19 protein-coding genes are annotated in these 16,916 nt (G+C 59.0%); 13 read left to right on the top strand and 6 right to left on the bottom strand.

Going from position 1 to position 16,916, the window contains the following annotated elements:
* Positions 1-88 precede the first annotated feature (88 nt).
* The 3 genes from ACVW0C_RS07805 to ACVW0C_RS07795 form a co-directional block, all read right to left on the bottom strand.
* On the bottom strand, positions 89-322 hold the full coding sequence (locus ACVW0C_RS07805) for a hypothetical protein (protein WP_457384828.1): 234 nt from the start codon (positions 320-322) through the stop codon (positions 89-91).
* 130 nt (positions 323-452) lie between these two features.
* A complete protein-coding gene (locus ACVW0C_RS07800) occupies positions 453-1,940 on the bottom strand; it encodes a TM0106 family RecB-like putative nuclease (protein ID WP_457384827.1) in 1,488 nt (495 codons plus the stop codon).
* A 60-nt stretch (positions 1,941-2,000) separates the two neighbouring features.
* Positions 2,001-2,279 carry a hypothetical protein gene (locus ACVW0C_RS07795; protein ID WP_457384826.1) on the bottom strand — a complete coding sequence of 93 codons (279 nt, stop codon included), beginning with the start codon at positions 2,277-2,279 and terminating at the stop codon, positions 2,001-2,003.
* A 455-nt stretch (positions 2,280-2,734) separates the two neighbouring features.
* On the opposite strand from ACVW0C_RS07795, the gene ACVW0C_RS07790 reads away from it, so the two are divergent.
* Positions 2,735-3,583, top strand: a complete 849-nt coding sequence (locus ACVW0C_RS07790; RefSeq protein WP_011433616.1) for an ABC transporter ATP-binding protein — start codon at positions 2,735-2,737, stop codon at positions 3,581-3,583.
* A gap of 56 nt (positions 3,584-3,639) precedes the next feature.
* Here ACVW0C_RS07790 and ACVW0C_RS07785 read toward each other — a convergent pair whose 3' ends face one another.
* Both ACVW0C_RS07785 and ACVW0C_RS07780 read right to left on the bottom strand, forming a co-directional pair.
* Positions 3,640-4,359 (bottom strand): response regulator transcription factor, encoded by a 720-nt coding sequence (locus ACVW0C_RS07785; protein ID WP_011433617.1) that lies wholly within the window; start codon positions 4,357-4,359, stop codon positions 3,640-3,642.
* A gap of 334 nt (positions 4,360-4,693) precedes the next feature.
* Entirely contained in the window at positions 4,694-5,911 is a 1,218-nt protein-coding gene (locus ACVW0C_RS07780) for an RNA-guided endonuclease InsQ/TnpB family protein (RefSeq protein ID WP_457384825.1), read from the bottom strand.
* Positions 5,912-6,115: 204 nt separating this feature from the next.
* Between ACVW0C_RS07780 and ACVW0C_RS07775 the strand changes: the two genes are divergently transcribed.
* From ACVW0C_RS07775 to ACVW0C_RS07725, 11 genes are all read left to right on the top strand, one after another.
* Entirely contained in the window at positions 6,116-6,496 is a 381-nt protein-coding gene (locus ACVW0C_RS07775; RefSeq protein ID WP_011433618.1) for a hypothetical protein, read from the top strand.
* 226 nt (positions 6,497-6,722) lie between these two features.
* Complete coding sequence (locus ACVW0C_RS07770; RefSeq protein WP_457384824.1) at positions 6,723-7,493, top strand: SH3 domain-containing protein; 771 nt, start codon at positions 6,723-6,725, stop codon at positions 7,491-7,493.
* A 299-nt stretch (positions 7,494-7,792) separates the two neighbouring features.
* Positions 7,793-8,590, top strand: coding sequence for a DUF4382 domain-containing protein (locus ACVW0C_RS07765; protein ID WP_457384823.1), 798 nt, complete (start codon positions 7,793-7,795; stop codon positions 8,588-8,590).
* A 151-nt stretch (positions 8,591-8,741) separates the two neighbouring features.
* On the top strand, positions 8,742-9,263 hold the full coding sequence (locus ACVW0C_RS07760) for a hypothetical protein (RefSeq protein WP_457384822.1): 522 nt from the start codon (positions 8,742-8,744) through the stop codon (positions 9,261-9,263).
* Between the two features lie 8 nt (positions 9,264-9,271).
* Positions 9,272-9,973: a cobalt transporter CbiM gene (cbiM, locus tag ACVW0C_RS07755; RefSeq protein WP_414418680.1), complete on the top strand. Its 702-nt coding sequence runs from the start codon at positions 9,272-9,274 to the stop codon at positions 9,971-9,973.
* Positions 9,960-10,790 (top strand): cobalt ECF transporter T component CbiQ, encoded by an 831-nt coding sequence (gene cbiQ / locus ACVW0C_RS07750; RefSeq protein ID WP_457384821.1) that lies wholly within the window; start codon positions 9,960-9,962, stop codon positions 10,788-10,790. The genes cbiM and cbiQ overlap by 14 nt, the downstream gene beginning before the upstream one ends.
* Positions 10,774-12,258, top strand: coding sequence for a 30S ribosomal protein S12 methylthiotransferase RimO (rimO, locus tag ACVW0C_RS07745; protein ID WP_457384820.1), 1,485 nt, complete (start codon positions 10,774-10,776; stop codon positions 12,256-12,258). Before cbiQ ends, rimO begins: the two co-directional genes overlap by 17 nt.
* 50 nt (positions 12,259-12,308) lie before the next feature.
* Positions 12,309-13,055 (top strand): ribose 5-phosphate isomerase A, encoded by a 747-nt coding sequence (rpiA, locus tag ACVW0C_RS07740; protein WP_457384819.1) that lies wholly within the window; start codon positions 12,309-12,311, stop codon positions 13,053-13,055.
* Positions 13,056-13,156: 101 nt separating this feature from the next.
* A complete protein-coding gene (locus ACVW0C_RS07735; RefSeq protein ID WP_457384818.1) occupies positions 13,157-14,494 on the top strand; it encodes a UDP-N-acetylmuramoyl-tripeptide--D-alanyl-D-alanine ligase in 1,338 nt (445 codons plus the stop codon).
* Positions 14,495-14,601: 107 nt separating this feature from the next.
* Complete coding sequence (locus ACVW0C_RS07730) at positions 14,602-14,826, top strand: DUF3134 family protein (protein WP_011433626.1); 225 nt, start codon at positions 14,602-14,604, stop codon at positions 14,824-14,826.
* 288 nt (positions 14,827-15,114) lie between these two features.
* Positions 15,115-15,447, top strand: a complete 333-nt coding sequence (locus tag ACVW0C_RS07725; RefSeq protein WP_414387847.1) for a fasciclin domain-containing protein — start codon at positions 15,115-15,117, stop codon at positions 15,445-15,447.
* A gap of 124 nt (positions 15,448-15,571) precedes the next feature.
* On the opposite strand, the gene ACVW0C_RS07720 is transcribed toward ACVW0C_RS07725, so the two are convergent.
* A complete protein-coding gene (locus ACVW0C_RS07720) occupies positions 15,572-15,814 on the bottom strand; it encodes a hypothetical protein (RefSeq protein WP_011433628.1) in 243 nt (80 codons plus the stop codon).
* A 188-nt stretch (positions 15,815-16,002) separates the two neighbouring features.
* Here ACVW0C_RS07720 and ACVW0C_RS07715 point away from each other — a divergent pair, with 188 nt between their 5' ends.
* Positions 16,003-16,911: a cyanophycinase gene (locus tag ACVW0C_RS07715; RefSeq protein WP_414342426.1), complete on the top strand. Its 909-nt coding sequence runs from the start codon at positions 16,003-16,005 to the stop codon at positions 16,909-16,911.
* Positions 16,912-16,916 lie beyond the last annotated feature (5 nt).

Here is a 16,916-nt window from a genome sequence, read left to right as displayed (position 1 = left end):
GGGCCTGTTTTGTTCTCTGGTAGAGCAGAGCAGGCTCAGGGCTACTGAAAGCCCGCTCCGTACCGCTTAGCGGTCGGAGCCGGGTAGTTTACGCAGCCAAGCGGGATCCCTCGTAGCCAGGCCAAGAAGAAGCAAGCACAAAAAAGGCAGGGTTAACTTGCCCCTGCCGAGAAGATCGAGAGTTGAGAGCTTGCTCTCGTTGTCGTAATCGTTGCATCAAGGCGCGGTTCCGTTTGTCCAGTTGGCGCTTACGTGCCGATCCCCCACGACCGCGACGGTTTCTGCCCTGATGGCGAGGAGATTCATGAGATTTCAACAGCATGGGATCCCCTTAATGAACTAAATGGGCCTGTCTAATTCTAAACGAAACCTCAGCAACTGGCCACAAGACTGGCGGCGCAAGCTGCGGCATTTGCGGCTGGGGATAGGCCGTCTTTGTCAATTTATTCGCATCATTCGGCATGGAGGACTCCTTGGGACAGCCAGTCTTTTAGGCGGTGGGTAGCCCGGCAGTCATCCTCGTTGTAGATAAGCGAGTGCTCCAAATATCTGCGCTCCCGAGTTTCCAGCCATTGGCTATACCAATAAATGGACTGGGCGCCATTGGCATCCGGCAGACGCCACTGAAACCCCAACCAGCGGGCGATGTTTTTCAGGGAATAGCTCTCGATCGGCAGCACCACCGAGCGTTGCACCCAGGCCTGTAAATCCACAAAGCGCTGCAACAACTGCCGCAGCTGTCGGGGATCCGTGCGGTATTGCTCCCCCAGCCGTCGGCAGGTCTGCACTTCAAAGCCGTGAAAGTGGTAGATGGGAGCGTCAGGATAGCGTTGTGCCAGTTGCAAGAATTGCTCCCAAGCTTGCCTTTCTTCCCGCGGCTCGGCGGCCAGGCAACTGTGATAGCTCGCAACCTTTTTCCCCTCGGCTTGCTCCACCACCAGCAGGCCCAGCAGATAGGCGACGTTGTGGCGGGGATCCGCCTCGATATCGAAGTACAGCTCTACAGGTGTGGTGGGCAGGGTTTGCGGGGGGGATTGAATCCAGAGGGGCTGCCGGCTGAGGGTGGCGCGGGCTTGCAGCTGCAGTTGCAGGGCCACGCCGGATCCCAACTTGGGAATGGCTTGCAACCTATCCAACTGAGCGTTGGCCAGGGCTTCAATCGAGTGGATCCCCGCCTCTTGCAAAAGGGGATAGCGGGATCCCGTTACGCCCGGCAGCAGGCTGAGGGGTTGGGCGGTGGCGTTCAACTGGCGACAATGCTCCCGCCAGTGGCAAAGATGGCAGCGGCTGCGGGCCATGAACACCTGCGGTGGTTCCGGCTGGTTGAGGGAGTGCAGATACTCCTGCAGCAATTGCCGCACCTGTGCTCGTCGGCGGCTCAGGTGGACGGGGTGCCACTTCCCATCTTTCAGGATCAAAATGCCCCGCTTGGGAACGTTTCCCTGCAGGGATCCGAGCAACTCTGCCTGCAAAGCCAGCAACAATTCGTATTCCGGTTTGGGGCGTTTGCCGATACGAATATGAACCGGCAGGTAAGAGGATCGGGCGGCGCGGCAACTTCTGCCAACGAGAGCGGGATCCCGAATCAGCAGATCCAGGGAGCTGCTCACCCAAACGGAATGAAATTGGGCATCCTCTTCTGACTCCCAAACCAGCTCTGCGGCGATCTGTCCGCCGTAGATCCGCTCCGCCCCGTCGGCCATGGCTGCCAAGAGAGCTTCATTGCCCGGCGCAACCCGTTCTCCGGGGAATCGCTCAAACACAGCGGCTGCCAGGGCTTGGCGATCCCGCCGCCATTGCTCCAGCAGGTTGTCCGGCGGCAGCTTGGCCTCTTGAGGGCCAAAGCGATCCAGGTAAGGCAAACGTCGGCAGCGAAAAAAAGCAAGCAGCTCCTCAGCCTCAACAGAACCCTGTCCTGCTGCTGCAACCTGGCACTCCAACGGTGGAAAACCTCAGCTCTGCTGCCATTGTGGCACGCCCCCAGGTTGCCCTCTGATCCTTCAAGACTTGGGATCCTGAGCGGGCAGGAGATGGGCAATAATGCGCTCAATCGTCTCAGATTGGCGACGAGCTGTATCGGCTTGCTGTTGACATATCGTCTTTAACTCTCCCAGCCAGGTGTTGTGCTCCTGGGATATCAGCACCTGTTGTTGAACAATGGCTTTCAGATGGGTCAGGTCATCCTTGACGAAGCTGACGGTCTCGGCCAGGGTCAACACAGCCCCAACCAGGCGATCCAGCCGGAAGTCAATTTGGTCGAATCGGTCTTTGCTCTGCATTTTGCTTAGATTTGTCGGTAGAAGCTATCGGCCAATGCTGAAGGGGAGTCGCTTCGCCCAGGGAAGGCCCCCCGCCGAACAGCCAGCCCCCTCAAGCTTGTGTCTTTTTTATTGTTACCCATACGTACAGATACGTACAGATATGCCATGAGCTATCCAGCCCAATTTCCCCTTCCAGAGTCTGTACAGGTGTTGTCTTGGGAGTGCGGTTCACCCTTCAGACGCAATGTGTACTATTTTGCAAGATCCAGAGAAAAACCCCAGAGAACGAAATCACAGCCACGCAAAAGCTTAAGAGACAACCCAGACTGCTGCCAGCAGCAGGGATCCCTGATAGAACCTGCAGCTTGCTGACACGGCTGGCGTATGCTGGAGAATAAAGATTTCTTTACACTTTACCGGAGCGGACTGTGACAGCTCTTTCGACGGCCCCAACCTTGCCCCAAACCAAGACGGTGGCGGTGGAAATGCAGGGGGTGTGGAAGCGCTTTGGGCAGCAGGTTGCCGTTCAAGATTTGAGCCTGCAGATCCCCCAGGGGGAAGTGTTTGCCCTGTTGGGGCCCAACGGCGCCGGCAAATCCACCACCATCCGCATGCTTACTAGCCTTACCCGACCCAGCCAGGGATCCATCCGGGTGGGGGGGTATGACGTGGTGCGGGATCCGGTGGCGGTGCGGCAGCAAATTGGCGTAGTTCTGCAGCCTATCACCCTAGAGGCAGAGCTGACCGTTTGGGAAAACCTGGAGTTCCACGGGCGTATGCACCACATCCCCAACCCAGAGCGGCAACGGCGCATCGATGAATGGCTGGAGTATGTGCGGCTGGCGGATCGCCGGCAAGACAAAGTGAAAACCCTCTCAGGGGGAATGAAACGACGCTTGCAGGTGGCCAGGGCGTTACTGCATCGCCCCCAGATTTTGTTTTTGGACGAGCCCACCGTCGGGTTGGATCCCCAGGCGCGGCGGCTGTTGTGGGAGATCTTGCGGGATCTCAATCGGCAGGGCATGACCTTGCTGATTACCACCCACTACATGGAGGAGGCAGAAGAGCTGTGCGACCGCATCGGCATCATGGATGGGGGAAGGTTAATCGAGTTGGGCAGCACCGAGCAACTGCGGGCCAAGTATGGAGAGGCCCTGCTGGTGCGATCCTGTCCTGGCCGGGAGGTGGAGTACACCTTTTTCCCCAGCTTGGCGGAAGCTCAGCGGCAGTTGGAAGCTGAACCTGACAAAACCGGCCTCATGGTGCGCCCGGCCAACTTAGAAGACATTTTTGTGCGTTTGACAGGCCGCCGCTTGGATTAACGGGCCCTCACCCCTGGCCCCTCTCCCAACGTGAAGAGGGGAGAGTTATTTGGGGGTTAAGGTTTTTCCTCTCCCCATCCCTCCTTCGGAGCGGGGGGCTCAAACTTGTAGCCAACTCCACGCACGGTGCGGATCAACTCCGGTTGGCTGGTATCAGTCTCTAGTTTCTTGCGAATTTGGCCGATGTGGACATCGACCACCCGTTCATCTCCCTCGTGGTTAAAATCCCACACCTCTTGAATCAGCTCAGCCCGTCGCCAAACCCGCCCCGGATGTCGAGCCATAGCATAGAGCAAATCGAACTCCAGTGCTGTTAAGTTGATCAGGCGCTGCTCGCGGATGACTGCTCGGGTTTCCGGGTCGATTACCAAAGAGGCAAAGGTCAAGACCGGTGCGCTGGCAACTTCGGTCTTCATGCGTTGCCGCCGCAGAATGGCTTGCACTCGCGCCTGTAACTCCGGCAGGCTGAAGGGCTTGGTCAGGTAGTCATCTGCCCCCAACTGGAATCCGTGCAACTTATCAGCAGGGCTGACGCGGCTGGTCAACATCAACACGTACACGCCGGTCTCTTTTTGCATTTGCTGGCAGAGATCGTAGCCGCTCACATCCGGCAAGTTCAGATCCAAAATTACCAAGGCCGGCTGAAAAGCGCGCAACTGCTGTAAGCCCTCGGCCCCCGTCATCGCCACCTCAACCGAATACCCCTGCCGCTGCAAGTACCGCTGCAGTAGAGCACAAATGCTGGGATCATCATCGATGATGAGGATGCGTGACATGGCAGCTTGGCACTCTCGAAGTCAGCAGGAGACAAGGTTGCAGGGCGTTGGGGTGTGGGGATCCCTTCGGCAGCTCATGGGCAACAATCGTGCAGAGGCGATGGGCCCTCGGCTCGCGGGTGAATAAAGAGCCCTCTCAACAGGGCAAGCTTGACCCCAACCTCGGCTGGAAAGGGCAACAAACGCAGGTGATTCATGAGTTATTGAACACCTAAATCTTATTTCAAGTCTTTACGTGTGGGGTCGCGCGGGGAGTTTATCCTTGCCGAGGCCGCCCTCCTGTGCGTAAATCAACGGAGGCTTATCCGAGAATCTTGGGCATTATCTTAGTAAACTACCCGACCCTGACTACTTCGCAGTACAGGGCGGGCTTTCGGTAGCCCTGCAGTTGGCAAGCCAACCACGGACCTCTAGGCTGGTTTACGGCAGCCCCAAGTTTGGCAATCATGTTGGCCCCATTCCAGTCCGCATCCCCTTCCCATCCACAGTGCCCACACTTGAACTGCTTCCCACTGCGATAGGATTGCGCAGGGTCGGGATGGATGTGCAAACACCGGTGGCAGGTCTGCGACGTGTAGGCAGGCGGAACCAGCACCACAGGTACTCCGGCAATGGCAGCCTTGTAGACCACGAACATCCTAAGCTGGTAGAACGCCCAGTTATTGGTTCTGCGGCGCTCAGCTTTGCTGCGTGGCTGTTGATTGACCCTTTCCCGGATCCCTGTCAAGTCTTCCAGAGCAATAGCGCTGTTTGTCGCCTTTGCCCTAGAGACAATAGCTTTGGAGATGCGATGATTGACCCACGCCTGAAAGCGCCTCTCCTTGCCAGACAGCCGTTGCAACAGTTCCCTGCATCTGCGCCGCGAACTGCGGGTGCCCTTACTGGCTTTGCGTTGAAGTACCGCCCTCAGCTTGGAGTAGTGGTCTCGGATTCGGTTCAACTGCTGTCCATTCCAGTTATCCCCTTCTGACGTATGAGCAATATCCGTCCTTCCCAAATCCACGCCCAGCACTCTATCCGTGCGTTGCGGTGGGGATGGCTCCGCTTCCACACAGATTTGAATGGAGTAGGAGCCGTCTTTGCGCTTGACCAGAGTGGCAGATTTGGGATTGGAGCCCGCCAGCCGTTCTCTCTGGTAGCGGCCAATCGCCAGCTCAAAGCGCTCTCGACCCCCAACCGTGGTCAGCGACACCGTCCAGTCTTTCTCGCGAAACGAAAAGATACGGGCATCGTAGGTAGCGAAGCCCCCCTTGAACGCTTTGACGGGGCGGTTTTTCTGTTGGGCAACTTTACGGGCACCGGCCAGCCGTCTGCAGACCTGCTGGTCGCGTAAGCGGGACGTAGTCCTTGCCAAGTTACTGGACAAGCCAAACCGAGCGCGAATCTGGTAATAGCAAAGGGACTGGAGTTTGACTGCGTTGACTACTTTTTCTGGTGTGTTTTGGTTGACCCAGTTCAACGCCTGCACAAAGGCATCCATTGTCGCATCCAACTTTGCGGCTTGCGACTGGGACACCTTGAGCTTGCAGGAGACGGTCAGGACTTGGGTCATGGTTCTATCATAACTTCCGCATTCCTCCCGACACTGACCCTACGGGTACAGTGCGGGGCTCCTGCGATTTCTAGCTGAGTTGCCTGAATGGCAGAGGAAATCCGTCAAGCAGATCCTTGCACCTGGAGTTAATCTGGAAGCCGTGGCGCTTCCGTTCCTGTCTCGAGGTCTGGCCTTAGTGTGGGCGGTTTATCCCGGAGGCTTATGTACACCAATCCCGATGAAGTCTTCCGCAAAGATGTCTGGTTGGCCCTCTTCACGTGGGGGATCCTGGAGCTGGCTTGTTTCGTGATTATCCCATTCACCGGAGCCTACGCATTCTCGCAAGTGGCGGCTTGGCTGTGGCCCTCTTTGGTTTTGGGGCCGGTGGGGGCGGTGGTGGTGGCTTTTTGTTCTAAAGTGGTGCTGGCTGCCAACAACATCCCGGATCCCAGGAGAAAACAAGCCCAGCGGCAAGTGGCTCAGGTGGTCAGTCTTTTTGGCTTTCTGGGCTTGGCATTGCCCCTCCTTCTGGCAGGATGGGTATTTGGCCGAGAGATTTTGACGACCGACTGGCAGAATAAGTTCACCAACACCAATAAGTAGAAGCTAATCTCCGACGCCCTTGCCCTCTGGGGTCGCGTCGCCCCGTCAGCGTTGCGATTCCTCTGCACAGGCCTAGCAAGAGCGCTGCGGAACACGATACATTGGGATGCAATCACGTCAGCGTTGCGCAGCAGTCGTGCTCTGGCTTTCGTAAATCCCCGGTTTTGACGGGGATCCCATCTTCTCTGCGGATTCTTGCCTGCAGCATTGCGGGAAGGTATTTCGGATGGCTAACTACCCGATGCGAGGCCGTTCTTCTCCTGCTTCTGGCGGTTTTCCCTTGGGCACCTTGGTGGTGGTGAGTGTCTCGGTTGGGGCTCTGGCCGCCTTGGCTTGGCAGTTGTGGCAGCTCGTCGCCCCCATGTTGGCCCCCCCTGCCCCGCCTCAATTTCCGCAGGCGGTGCGCTTGGATCCCTTGCCCCGCCCAGCCAGTTTTCCCTCTCCCCCCTCTGGCCCTGCTGCAGGCACTGTTGACCCTGAGGGATTTCCCCCCGGCAGCCGTGGGCGGGTGATCGAGCCCATTGGCCTGGCCATCCGCAGCCAGCCCTCTGTTGATGGAGCCTACCAAGGGGGAATTGTAGTGGGGGAAACGGTGACGGTGTTGGAGTACAGCGCCGATGGTCGTTGGCAACGGGTGCGGCGGGAGTTGAACGGACAAGAGGGCTGGGTGCGCGCCGGCAATTTGGGCCCTGTGGATGGTGTTTCAGCCTCAACTTCTACAGCTCCCACGGTTGAACCCAACCCTGAATCAACTCCTTTGCCGACTCGACCCCCCACGGCAGCAGTGGTTTCCCCAGGTGAGCGGGGACGGGTGATCGAGCCCATTGGCCTGGCGCTGCGGGCCACTCCAGAGCGGGAGGGAACCTACATTGGCGGTGTGCCCATGAACGAGGTGGTGACGGTGCTGGGCCTCAGCGAAGATGGTCGTTGGCAGCGCATCCGCCGTCAGAATGGGCAGGAAGGTTGGGTGCGGGCGGGGAATCTGGCGCAGGAGTAGCCCTTGCCATAGGCATAGCCCTACAGATGCCCTGGTGGGGGATTGTAACACCAGGGAAGCCTGTGTTTCGCTAGAGCAGTGCCGTTTGCGTCATCGGGACCGAGTCCTTTGCAGGGGAACTGGTGAAACACACTCCATTTCGGCTTGGTGCTTCAACAAGGGATCCCTGGGGCAAGGGGTTAGCTTTACCCTTTCTGGCCCTTGGGTTGGCCTTCTCTCTAGGCGCCTGCCGACCGGCTTCTAACGCTGGAGCGGAAAAGGTCAGGCAGGAAGCACCCCTAGCCCAAGCAAAGGCAGAGATGGGTACTCTGGAGTTTTGGGCCAACGGCGAGGACTTCATTCGGGAGGGGTTTGTCTCCAAAGACGGCTGGGAACTGAGCTTTGAGCACGTGTACGTGACGCTGGCGGACATAACCGCCTACCAAACCGATCCGCCCTTTGATCCGGAAGGAAATGCAGATTTGCTGGCACGGGCATTGGTCAGCCTCTCCGGCCCCATCACGGTTGATTTGATCACGGCTCCCCCGGCGGAGCGGGCCTTACTGGGATCCCTAGAGGCACCCCCTGGCCACTACAACGCCCTGGGGTGGCGGCTGGTGCCAGCACTGGAGGGGCCGGCAAAGGGCTATTCCCTCTGGATCGAAGGCCAAGCCCGACCGACAAAGGAAGGGGCTGGGGAGATGCCGTTTGTGCTCAAGTTCAGCCCTGAGGTGGCCTTCACCTGCGGAGAGTATGTGGGGGAGGAGCGCAAAGGCTTTGTGCGCGTCGGCCAGGTGGCAGATCTGGAGGTCACCTTCCATTTCGACCACCTGTTTGGAGATGGAAGCTTGCCCCCCAACGACAGCCTCAATCAAGCAGCTCTGGGGTTTGCCCCTTTGGTGAAGTTGGATCCTGTCTCCCTGGAGCAGCGGCTGGCCGCCTCAGCGGCGCGGAGCACTGGGGGGGGATCCGACCTTCTGGAAGTGGACTGGGGGGATCTGCAGGAGGGATCCCCTGCAGATAAGGCCGTATTGGAGATCCTGCACCACTTGGGCCATGTGGGGGAAGGCCACTGCCGCGCTGCCTCTGGCCCTGCCCAGACAGAGTCTTCGCCCTGAAGTCTTGGCTTTTCTAAGACCGGTCGCCTGCAGAGCGTAGAGATTGTCGTCTGTCCTCAGCTAACCAATGAACCGAGTCTGGCCAAAACTTTGGATCCCTTCCTGCCGACTGAGCCTGATTGCGGCGTCGCGTCAGCGATGCGGAGCACGGTTGAGCTTGCTGGCTTTCGGCCTGCTCCTGTCTGCTCCCGCTTGGGGCCACGGGGTGGAGGCCTCTTGGCGGGCAGTTCCCGCTTTTGAGATCCAGGCCCGCCACGATTCTGGCGAACCGATGCGTTTTGCGCAGGTAACGGTGTTTGCGCCAACGGATCCCACTACCCCTTGGCAGGAGGGACAGACGGATGCGCGGGGACGATTTCTGCTGCAGCCGGATCCCAACCTGACGGGCCTCTGGCAGGTGCGGATTCGCCAGCTGGGGCATGGGGTGTTGGTCAACGTGCCGGTGGGCGAGGAGTTCCCTCAGACAGAAGGGATCCCCAGTGCTTCCCCACCCTTTGGGCCTTTGCAGCGGGGGGTTATGGCCGCCTGTGTCATTTGGGGCTGTCTGGGCACAGCTCTGTTCTTCTCCAGGCCCCGTCAATCTGGTTACGCAGCGGTGGAGAGCCCACCGGTTTCGGGATCTCCAGGGTTAGGAATCTCAGGCTCCCAGGCTGGCTCCTCTGCTCTGGAGTAGGACTGGCCATGCACATTAGCGATGGCATTTTGCCGGCACCGCTTTGGCTGGGGGGCTATGGCATCACCGCTCTCATCACCGGCTACAGCTTGCGGCTTCTCCGTCGCGCCGGCGTTGCCGAGCAATGTCCTTGGTGGGAACGGGATCCCCGCCATATTGCTACGCAACGCTGTCGCGACCAGTTGCCCAAAGCGGCTTTGCTCACGGCTGTCTTTTTTGTGGCCTCTTCGATTCACCTGCCCTTTCCCCCGGCCAGCCTGCATCTGGTGCTGAACGGGTTGATGGGTCTGATGTTGGGGGCTTTGGCCTATCCGGCGATTGTAGTGGGCTTGTTTTTTCAGGCGGTGGCCTTTGGCCATGGGGGCCTGACCACATTGGGCATCAACGCCGCCATTATGGGGATCCCGGCGCTCCTGGCCGGTGGGATTTTTCGGGCAGGCCGTCGGGTGATGGGGGCCGGAGTGTCTGCCTTCTTGGCGGGAGCGGTTGGGGTGGGTCTAGCAGTGCTGTTGTTTTACGGGGTGGTCATGGCTGCTGTGGTTGACGCTGGCAGCGGGATCCTCTCCACAGAAGCCGGTCGCCTGGCTCTTGGGAGCTTGGTGGTGGCCCACATCCCCCTGATGGTGGTGGAGGGGTTGTTCACCAGTTGGGTGGTGCTGTTTTTGCAGCGGGTACAACCGGCGCTGCTGGGAGAGTATGGCAAGAGATGAAGCCGGCTCAGGGATCCCTTGCTGCTGGCGCGGTCAACAATCCCATCCTCACCCCTCCAAACCCCTTTCCTGGCTGCACCGGTGGCAACCTCTGCCCAAGGTGCTGGGCCTGATGGCGCTGATGGCGGCTTTCGCCTCGGTGAGGTGCCTGGCCCTCTTGCCGCTCATCTGGGCGCTGGTGGCTGGACTGTGGAGCCTGTCGGGATTGCCTTGGAGCCTCGGGCTGAGGCGGCTGGCAGCCCCAGGGCTGTTGGTGGCAGGGCTGATGGGGATCCTTCCCTTCTGGGCGGGGGAAACCATCCTGTGGCAGTGGGGATCCCTGGCTTTGCGCTGGGAGGGGCTGGAGATGGCGCTCCGCATGGGGGGGAGGGGGCTGGCCCTGTTCGCTCTCACCATGCTGCTGCTGGAGACCACTCCCACGTCGGAACTGTTGGCAGCGTTGCGGCAACTGGGGATCCCAGATCTGCTTTTGGAACTGGCCTGGCTCACCCAGCGCTATCTGCAAGAGATGGCTGCTCAGTGGGAGCAGATGCAACGGGCAGCCCGGTTGAGGGGTTGGCGACCGCGGGGATCCCTGTGGCGTCCTGGGCCGTCTCTAAGACAAGATCTGCCCTTTCTGGCCGCTTCGGTGGGCACCCTGTTGGTTCGCAGCTACGAGCGCTCGCAGAGGGTTTATCAGGCTTTGCGCCTGCGGGGCTATGGACAAGCGCCTCTGTTTCCGACGGCGGCTGGCAGGGATCCCTACAGTTGGGCGGCCACCGCGTTGGCCGTGGCTACGGCTCTATTGCTCCGCAACGCTGATGCGGCCCTCAACTAGAATAGATAAGCCTCTGGCAAGCTGCCCCCTTTTTGATGCTCAGTCCATGAATGGGTTAGAAGCGACCGTCTCCAGTTTCCCATCCGTTAAGGACTCCGTCCCGCTTACGCGAACAGCGGTGCAGCGTACAAAGGCGTCGGTTGCCGTTTTACACCTGGGCTGTGAGAAAAACCGGGTGGACACCGAGCACATGCTGGGCTTGCTGGCTCAAGCAGGCTACCGGGTGGATGGGGACGAAGAGAGTGCTGACTATGTGATCGTCAATACCTGTAGCTTCATTGAAGCAGCGCGGCGGGAGTCGGTCAGCACCCTGATGGAGTTGGCAGTACAGGGCAAGAAAATCGTTATTGCCGGCTGCTTGGCGCAACACTTCCAAGAGGAGCTGCTGCAGGAGATCCCAGAGGCCGTGGCCTTGGTAGGTACCGGCGACTACCACCAGATCGTCCAGGTGATCGAGCGGGTGGAGCGGGGAGAGCGGGTCAATGCCGTTACTTCTAGCCTGGATTACATTGCCGATGAGACTGTCCCCCGCTACCGCACCACCCACGCGCCGGTGGCCTACCTGCGGGTAGCTGAGGGCTGTAACTACCGCTGCTCTTTCTGCATCATCCCCCACTTGCGGGGCGACCAACGCTCTCGCTCCATCGAGTCCATCCTCCGGGAAGCAGAACAACTGGCCGAAGAGGGGGTGCAGGAGCTGATTTTAATTTCCCAGATCACCACCCACTACGGGATCGATCTCTACGGGGAGCCGCGCTTGGCTGAGCTTATCCGCGCCCTGGGCCAGATCCCCATTCCCTGGATCCGCATGCTCTACGCCTACCCCACGGGCATTACCCCCGCCGTGGTGGAGGCCATTCAAGAGACCGCCAATTTCCTGCCTTACCTGGATCTGCCTTTACAGCACAGCCATCCTGAGATCCTCAAGGCCATGAATCGCCCCTGGCAAGGGCAGGTCAACGACCGGGTGATCGAGCGGCTGCGCCAGGCGTTGCCCAATGCCGTGCTGCGCACCAGCTTTATCGTCGGCTTTCCTGGGGAGACGGAGGAGCACTTCCAGCATCTACTAGACTTTGTCCAGCGCCATCAGTTTGACCATGTGGGGGTGTTTACCTTTTCTCCCGAAGAGGGCACCCCTGCCTACCACCTCCCCCATCAGGTTCCAGAGGCTGTCAAACAAGAGCGCCGCGCCCGTCTAATGCAACTGCAGCAAGGCATTGCCTTCCGCCGCAACCGCGAGCAGGTGGGCCGAGTGGTACCTGTACTTTTGGAGCAGGAAAACCCCAGAACCGGCGAGTGGATTGGCCGCTCCCCTCGCTTTGCCCCCGAAGTGGACGGGGTGGTGTACGTGCGTGGGGAGGGCTCTCTGGGATCCCTGGTGCCGGTGCAGATCACCCACGCCGAGCCCTATGATCTCTTCGGTCGGGTGGTGGCAGCGCCGGAGGGTTTTAGCTGGAGCGGGCGGTAGCGGTGCAAAGCACTTTGGTAGGATCTTCATCCACGGGAGAGGAGCTGGGAATGACTACCCTTGGCGGCAGCGGGACCGAGTCTTTAGATGAGCTGAAACAGGCGGCAGCCCGAGCCGCGGTTCAAAAGGTGCAGTCGGGAATGGTGGTGGGGCTGGGCACGGGATCCACAGCCGCCTTTGCCGTGAGCGCCCTAGCAGAGCGGATGCAAACCGAAGGTCTCCAGATTATCGGCGTGCCCACCTCCGAGCGCACGGCTGAACAGGCCCGCTCCCTGGGGATCCCGCTGGCTACCCTAGAAGAGCAGCCGCGCCTGGATCTGGCCATCGATGGGGCCGACGAGATTGAAGTGGGATCCCTGAACCTGATCAAAGGGGCAGGAGGGGCCCTGTTGCGGGAAAAATTGGTGGAGGCCAGCGCTGCCGAGCTGATCATCGTTGCCGATGCCTCTAAAAAAGTCCCGCAGTTGGGCATTCGCTTCCCGGTGCCGGTAGAGGTGGTGCGCTTTGGCTGGAAAACCACCTTGGCGCGGGTAGAGGCTCTGGGGTGCACAGCCACCTTACGGCGGAATGCCAACGGGGATCCCTACTTGACGGACGAGCAGCACTACATCCTCGACTGCCAATTCGGCCCCATGGCGGATCCTGCCAAGATCGCCGATCAACTCAAAGGGACGGTGGGGGTTGTGGAACATGGCCTGTTCATCGGCATGGCCAAAGAGGCCATCATCGCGCTCCCATCTGGGATCGAAACGCTGCAGCCAGGCTGTGAGGAGAGAGGAGTGAGGAGAGAGAAGTGAGGAGTGAGGATACTTCATACTTCCTTCTCACTACTCGCTGCTCTTTTCTCGTTTCTCTTTTCTCACTTCTCACTGTGGGCTCTAGACCAACCTTCTGCCCCATGCTGACTCTACAAACTGTGGCTGACCTGCTGCAAACTCCCCTGCAGGGGGATCCCCATTTGTTGGGTCTTCCCGTCCAAGCTATTTGCACCGACAGCCGCCAATTGCAGCCGGGGTCAGTCTTTGTGGCGCTGCGGGGGGAACGGTTTGATGGACACAACTTTATTCCACAAGCTTTGGCAAGGGGGGCCGTTGCCGTCATCAGCCAGCGTCCGGTGGCTGGGCCCCATTTTCAAGTCTCAGATACCCTAGCTGCCTACCAGCGCATTGCCAGAGGCTGGCGGGAGCAGTTTCCCCCCTCCGTAGTAGCCATCACGGGCTCAGCAGGCAAAACCACCACCAAGGAAATGCTGGCGGCTGCCCTATCCCGCTACGGCACAGTTCTCAAAACTGAAGCCAACCACAACAACGACATCGGGGTTGCTCAAACCCTGCTCCAGATGCGACCGGAGCATCAGTTTGTGGTTCTGGAAATGGCCATGCGAGGCCCCGGAGAAATTCGCCGCCTGGCTCAGATGGCTCAGCCCACCCACGCCTTGATCACCCATATTGGCACCGCCCACATCGGCAGACTGGGATCCCGCGCGGCCATTGCTGCTGCCAAGTGCGAGCTGCTGCAGGAGCTAGGGCAGGGGGTGGCTCTGCTGAATGGAGAAGATCCCTTGCTGTTGTCTACCGCCGCCAGCCTGTGGTCGGGACAAACCCTTACCTATGGTCTGGATCGGGGGGACTTACGGGGAGAATGGGATCCCCAAGCCCAAACGGTAACTGTGGAGGGCCTAACGCTGCCGGTGCCCTTGCCGGGAAGACACCATGCCCTCAACTGGATGGGAGTGCTGGCTGCTCTGTGCAGCTTGGGGCTGGATTGGGAGCGGCTCCGAGAACCCATTGCTTTGCCTACCCCTCTGGAGGGGCGCAACCGCCATCTCAAGCTGGCAGGAGATGTGGAAATCTGGGACGAAACCTACAATGCCTCGCCGGAAGCGATGATCGCGGCTCTACACCTGCTGGCCCAAACCCCGGGAAAACGGCGCTGGGCTATTCTCGGCCCGATGCGGGAATTGGGAGAGCATGCGCCTCAGCTCTATGCAGAGGTGGGTCGGGCGGCTGCCCCTCTGGGGCTGGATCGGGTCTTGCTCTTGGATCCGGAAGGGGAGATGCAACCGCTGCTCGACCAAAAACCGGCAGCCCAGACAGAACGCTGCGAGGAGGTATCCGAACTGCTGGAAATCTTGCTGCATCAGGTACAAGCCGGGGATCGGCTGCTGTTCAAGGCAGCGCGAGCTGTTGAGCTGGATCGGGTGCTGCGCCGCTTTTTGCAGGAGTGGCAGGCATAGGCTAAACTGAGGGATATATCGATGGAAAGCCCGCGTCCCTCGGTTGAGAGGAGATCAATCCAAGCCGAGTTCATTCCTCGTCGATAACTGCCCTTTTTCCGTACGGCATGTACTACCACAATCCCTCTCTGCGCGAAGAGCCCCGCGATCAGCCGCCAACGGTGGTGCCCTCTCCTAGCAGCCTCTCCATTCTTGACTGGTTGCGCAAAGAGGGCCGGTTGATCGAGCAGCCCATTGAGGTCCCTGAGATGATTTTGGAAGAAGACATCGACGATATCGACGATTTGATCGGGGACGACTACGACGAAGACTTCGAGCCGGAAGAAGAGTAAGCACAACTGCCAGGATTATTACGAGCTCGTTAACTCATTTATCCCTTTGCTCGGCACCGTGAGGGTGTTATTTTTTGTGCTGCTGCTGGATAGACAGCTCGAGCAAACAAAACAGTACAGTCGTTTCAGGTTAGAGTGAGACGCCTGAGCTACCAAGAAAAGTCTTCCAGCCCCGCGCATTCAACGCTTCAGGTGTGGGTGCAGCGTTTTAGTTTGAATCAGAATGACTATAGATGCAGACAAACGTAACTGATCCCTCAGCCTCAAGGGATCCTTTTTCAGCCTGTTTTGGATTGCTCACCACCACCCTGCGATGATTGTTGCAAATCTAACCTTAGTGGAAGATACCCCCGCAGCCTTTGTAAGAAAGCATCTTGGGGCAGTAGAAACATCTTTTTCGGGGACTTTTTTCGATTTCTCACTTACCATGCAGTGCCCGGCAAAGTTCTCTCTACCTCTTTGGAAGCTGGGGAAGTGGTTACGGTCGAAGGATCTCCTGTGGAGATCTCTTTGGCTGATGGTGTCAAGGTCAACGATGCCAATGTGGTAACAGCCGACATTGAAGCTTCCAACGGTGTCATCCACGTGATCGACAAGGTGATCTTGCCTCCACAAGGGTGACCTACCAACGCCATGGATTCTAGGCCCTTCAGGGTCTAGCCCTCTGGCAGCCCCTGCTCTGGTGGCGGGGGTTTTGTATTGGGATCCCCAGCTATTCCGTTCTTTGGGCAAGGGATCCCCAATTTCATAGGTCGATGCCAACGCTGGAAGCGTAGATTGCCTCCACCGACACGCCGGACACCCGTTGAGGACGCACGATCATGTACTCATTGTCCATTTGCTTGGGCAAGGTGATGAACTCTTCGCCGCCCACCATGAGGTTGTTGATCAGCTCGGTGTATTCTCTGGCTTCTTTGACCCGTACCTGCATGGTTTGTCCACCTTCCAGCATGATGTGGACAAGATATCCGTCAGGTTTTCTGGCCATGGATGCTCCTGCTGGGTGAACCGAAGGACGAGAGGAGGGGTGTTCTTATGAACATTATTCCCCCTTTTGAGACCCCTAACCAACCCCTGACTCTTCCGTGAAATCTGGAATTGAGCTGCGCCAAACCGAATCCCAAGCCGTAGCATAGTGAAAGTGAAATGTGCCCATTTTAATCTTCCTCGCGCTCCATGCCCCATTTGCCTGATGTTTCTGCCGCCCACCGTGAGCTGGAGTGGAACGGAGTTCCTTCCACGCCGACAAACGACGCCCAACCCCTAAGCCGCCCTACTGTGAAGGATCCCATCACCGCCCGTTCCGACATCATCGCCGTCGGGGGAGCAGAGGACAAGGAAAATGAGCGCCACATCCTTTGGGAATTCTTCCGCCGAGCGGGGGGAAAGTCTGCCCACATCACCATCGTGCCCGCGGCTTCTGGGATCCCGGCGGTGCTGGGGGAGATCTACGCCAACATTTTTCAGCAGATGGGGGCGGCCAGCCTCCAAGTTCTGGATATCCGCAGCCCGATGGAGGCGAGGGATCCCGATAACGTTGAGAAAATCCGCTTCTCCACCGGCATCTACTTTACGGGTGGGGATCAGGAGCGGCTGGCGGAGGTGCTGGCCCACAGCGAGCTGATGGAGGCCATTCGACAGCAGTGGCAGCGGGGGCAGACGGTAATTGCCGGAACCAGCGCCGGAGCTTCTGCGTTGGGGCAGCAGATGATCTCCCGCGGCTACAGCGGAGAACCGCCCACGCCGGCAATTGTAACGGTGAAGACGGGCTTGGGCCTTTTGCCTCGCGTCATCATCGATCAACATTTCCATCAGCGCAATCGCCTGGTGCGGCTGGTTACGGCGGTGGCCCACTACCCCCAATGTCTGGGCATCGGCATTGACGAGAATACGGCGGTGGTGATCCAGGCCGACGATGTGATGGAGGTGATCGGCTTGGGCACAGTGACAATTGTGGACGGGACACAACTGTACTCGACTGTTCAGGAGGCGGCAGCGGATGAGTATTTTCGGCTGCACAATGCCCGCATTCACTTTTTGCCGCCGGGATCCCGATTCGATCTCAACACCTTGTCTCCGCTGTGACTGCT

The organism is Thermostichus sp. OS-CIW-26, from assembly GCF_054058395.1.
This window is presented reverse-complemented; position numbering and strand designations above follow the sequence as displayed.

Excerpts from the sequence above, each read along its gene's own strand:
- ACVW0C_RS07805 (WP_457384828.1), bottom strand. The coding sequence starts at position 322 with ATGCTGTTGAAATCTCATGAATCTCCTCGCCATCAGGGCAGAAACCGT.
- ACVW0C_RS07795 (WP_457384826.1), bottom strand. The coding sequence starts at position 2,279 with ATGCAGAGCAAAGACCGATTCGACCAAATTGACTTCCGGCTGGATCGC.
- ACVW0C_RS07785 (WP_011433617.1), bottom strand. The coding sequence starts at position 4,359 with ATGTCACGCATCCTCATCATCGATGATGATCCCAGCATTTGTGCTCTA.
- ACVW0C_RS07780 (WP_457384825.1), bottom strand. The coding sequence starts at position 5,911 with ATGACCCAAGTCCTGACCGTCTCCTGCAAGCTCAAGGTGTCCCAGTCG.
- ACVW0C_RS07775 (WP_011433618.1), top strand. The coding sequence starts at position 6,116 with ATGTACACCAATCCCGATGAAGTCTTCCGCAAAGATGTCTGGTTGGCC.
- ACVW0C_RS07770 (WP_457384824.1), top strand. The coding sequence starts at position 6,723 with ATGGCTAACTACCCGATGCGAGGCCGTTCTTCTCCTGCTTCTGGCGGT.
- ACVW0C_RS07765 (WP_457384823.1), top strand. The coding sequence starts at position 7,793 with ATGGGTACTCTGGAGTTTTGGGCCAACGGCGAGGACTTCATTCGGGAG.
- cbiM (WP_414418680.1), top strand. The coding sequence starts at position 9,272 with ATGCACATTAGCGATGGCATTTTGCCGGCACCGCTTTGGCTGGGGGGC.
- cbiQ (WP_457384821.1), top strand. The coding sequence starts at position 9,960 with ATGGCAAGAGATGAAGCCGGCTCAGGGATCCCTTGCTGCTGGCGCGGT.
- rimO (WP_457384820.1), top strand. The coding sequence starts at position 10,774 with ATGCGGCCCTCAACTAGAATAGATAAGCCTCTGGCAAGCTGCCCCCTT.
- rpiA (WP_457384819.1), top strand. The coding sequence starts at position 12,309 with ATGACTACCCTTGGCGGCAGCGGGACCGAGTCTTTAGATGAGCTGAAA.
- ACVW0C_RS07735 (WP_457384818.1), top strand. The coding sequence starts at position 13,157 with ATGCTGACTCTACAAACTGTGGCTGACCTGCTGCAAACTCCCCTGCAG.
- ACVW0C_RS07730 (WP_011433626.1), top strand. The coding sequence starts at position 14,602 with ATGTACTACCACAATCCCTCTCTGCGCGAAGAGCCCCGCGATCAGCCG.
- ACVW0C_RS07720 (WP_011433628.1), bottom strand. The coding sequence starts at position 15,814 with ATGGCCAGAAAACCTGACGGATATCTTGTCCACATCATGCTGGAAGGT.
- ACVW0C_RS07715 (WP_414342426.1), top strand. The coding sequence starts at position 16,003 with ATGCCCCATTTGCCTGATGTTTCTGCCGCCCACCGTGAGCTGGAGTGG.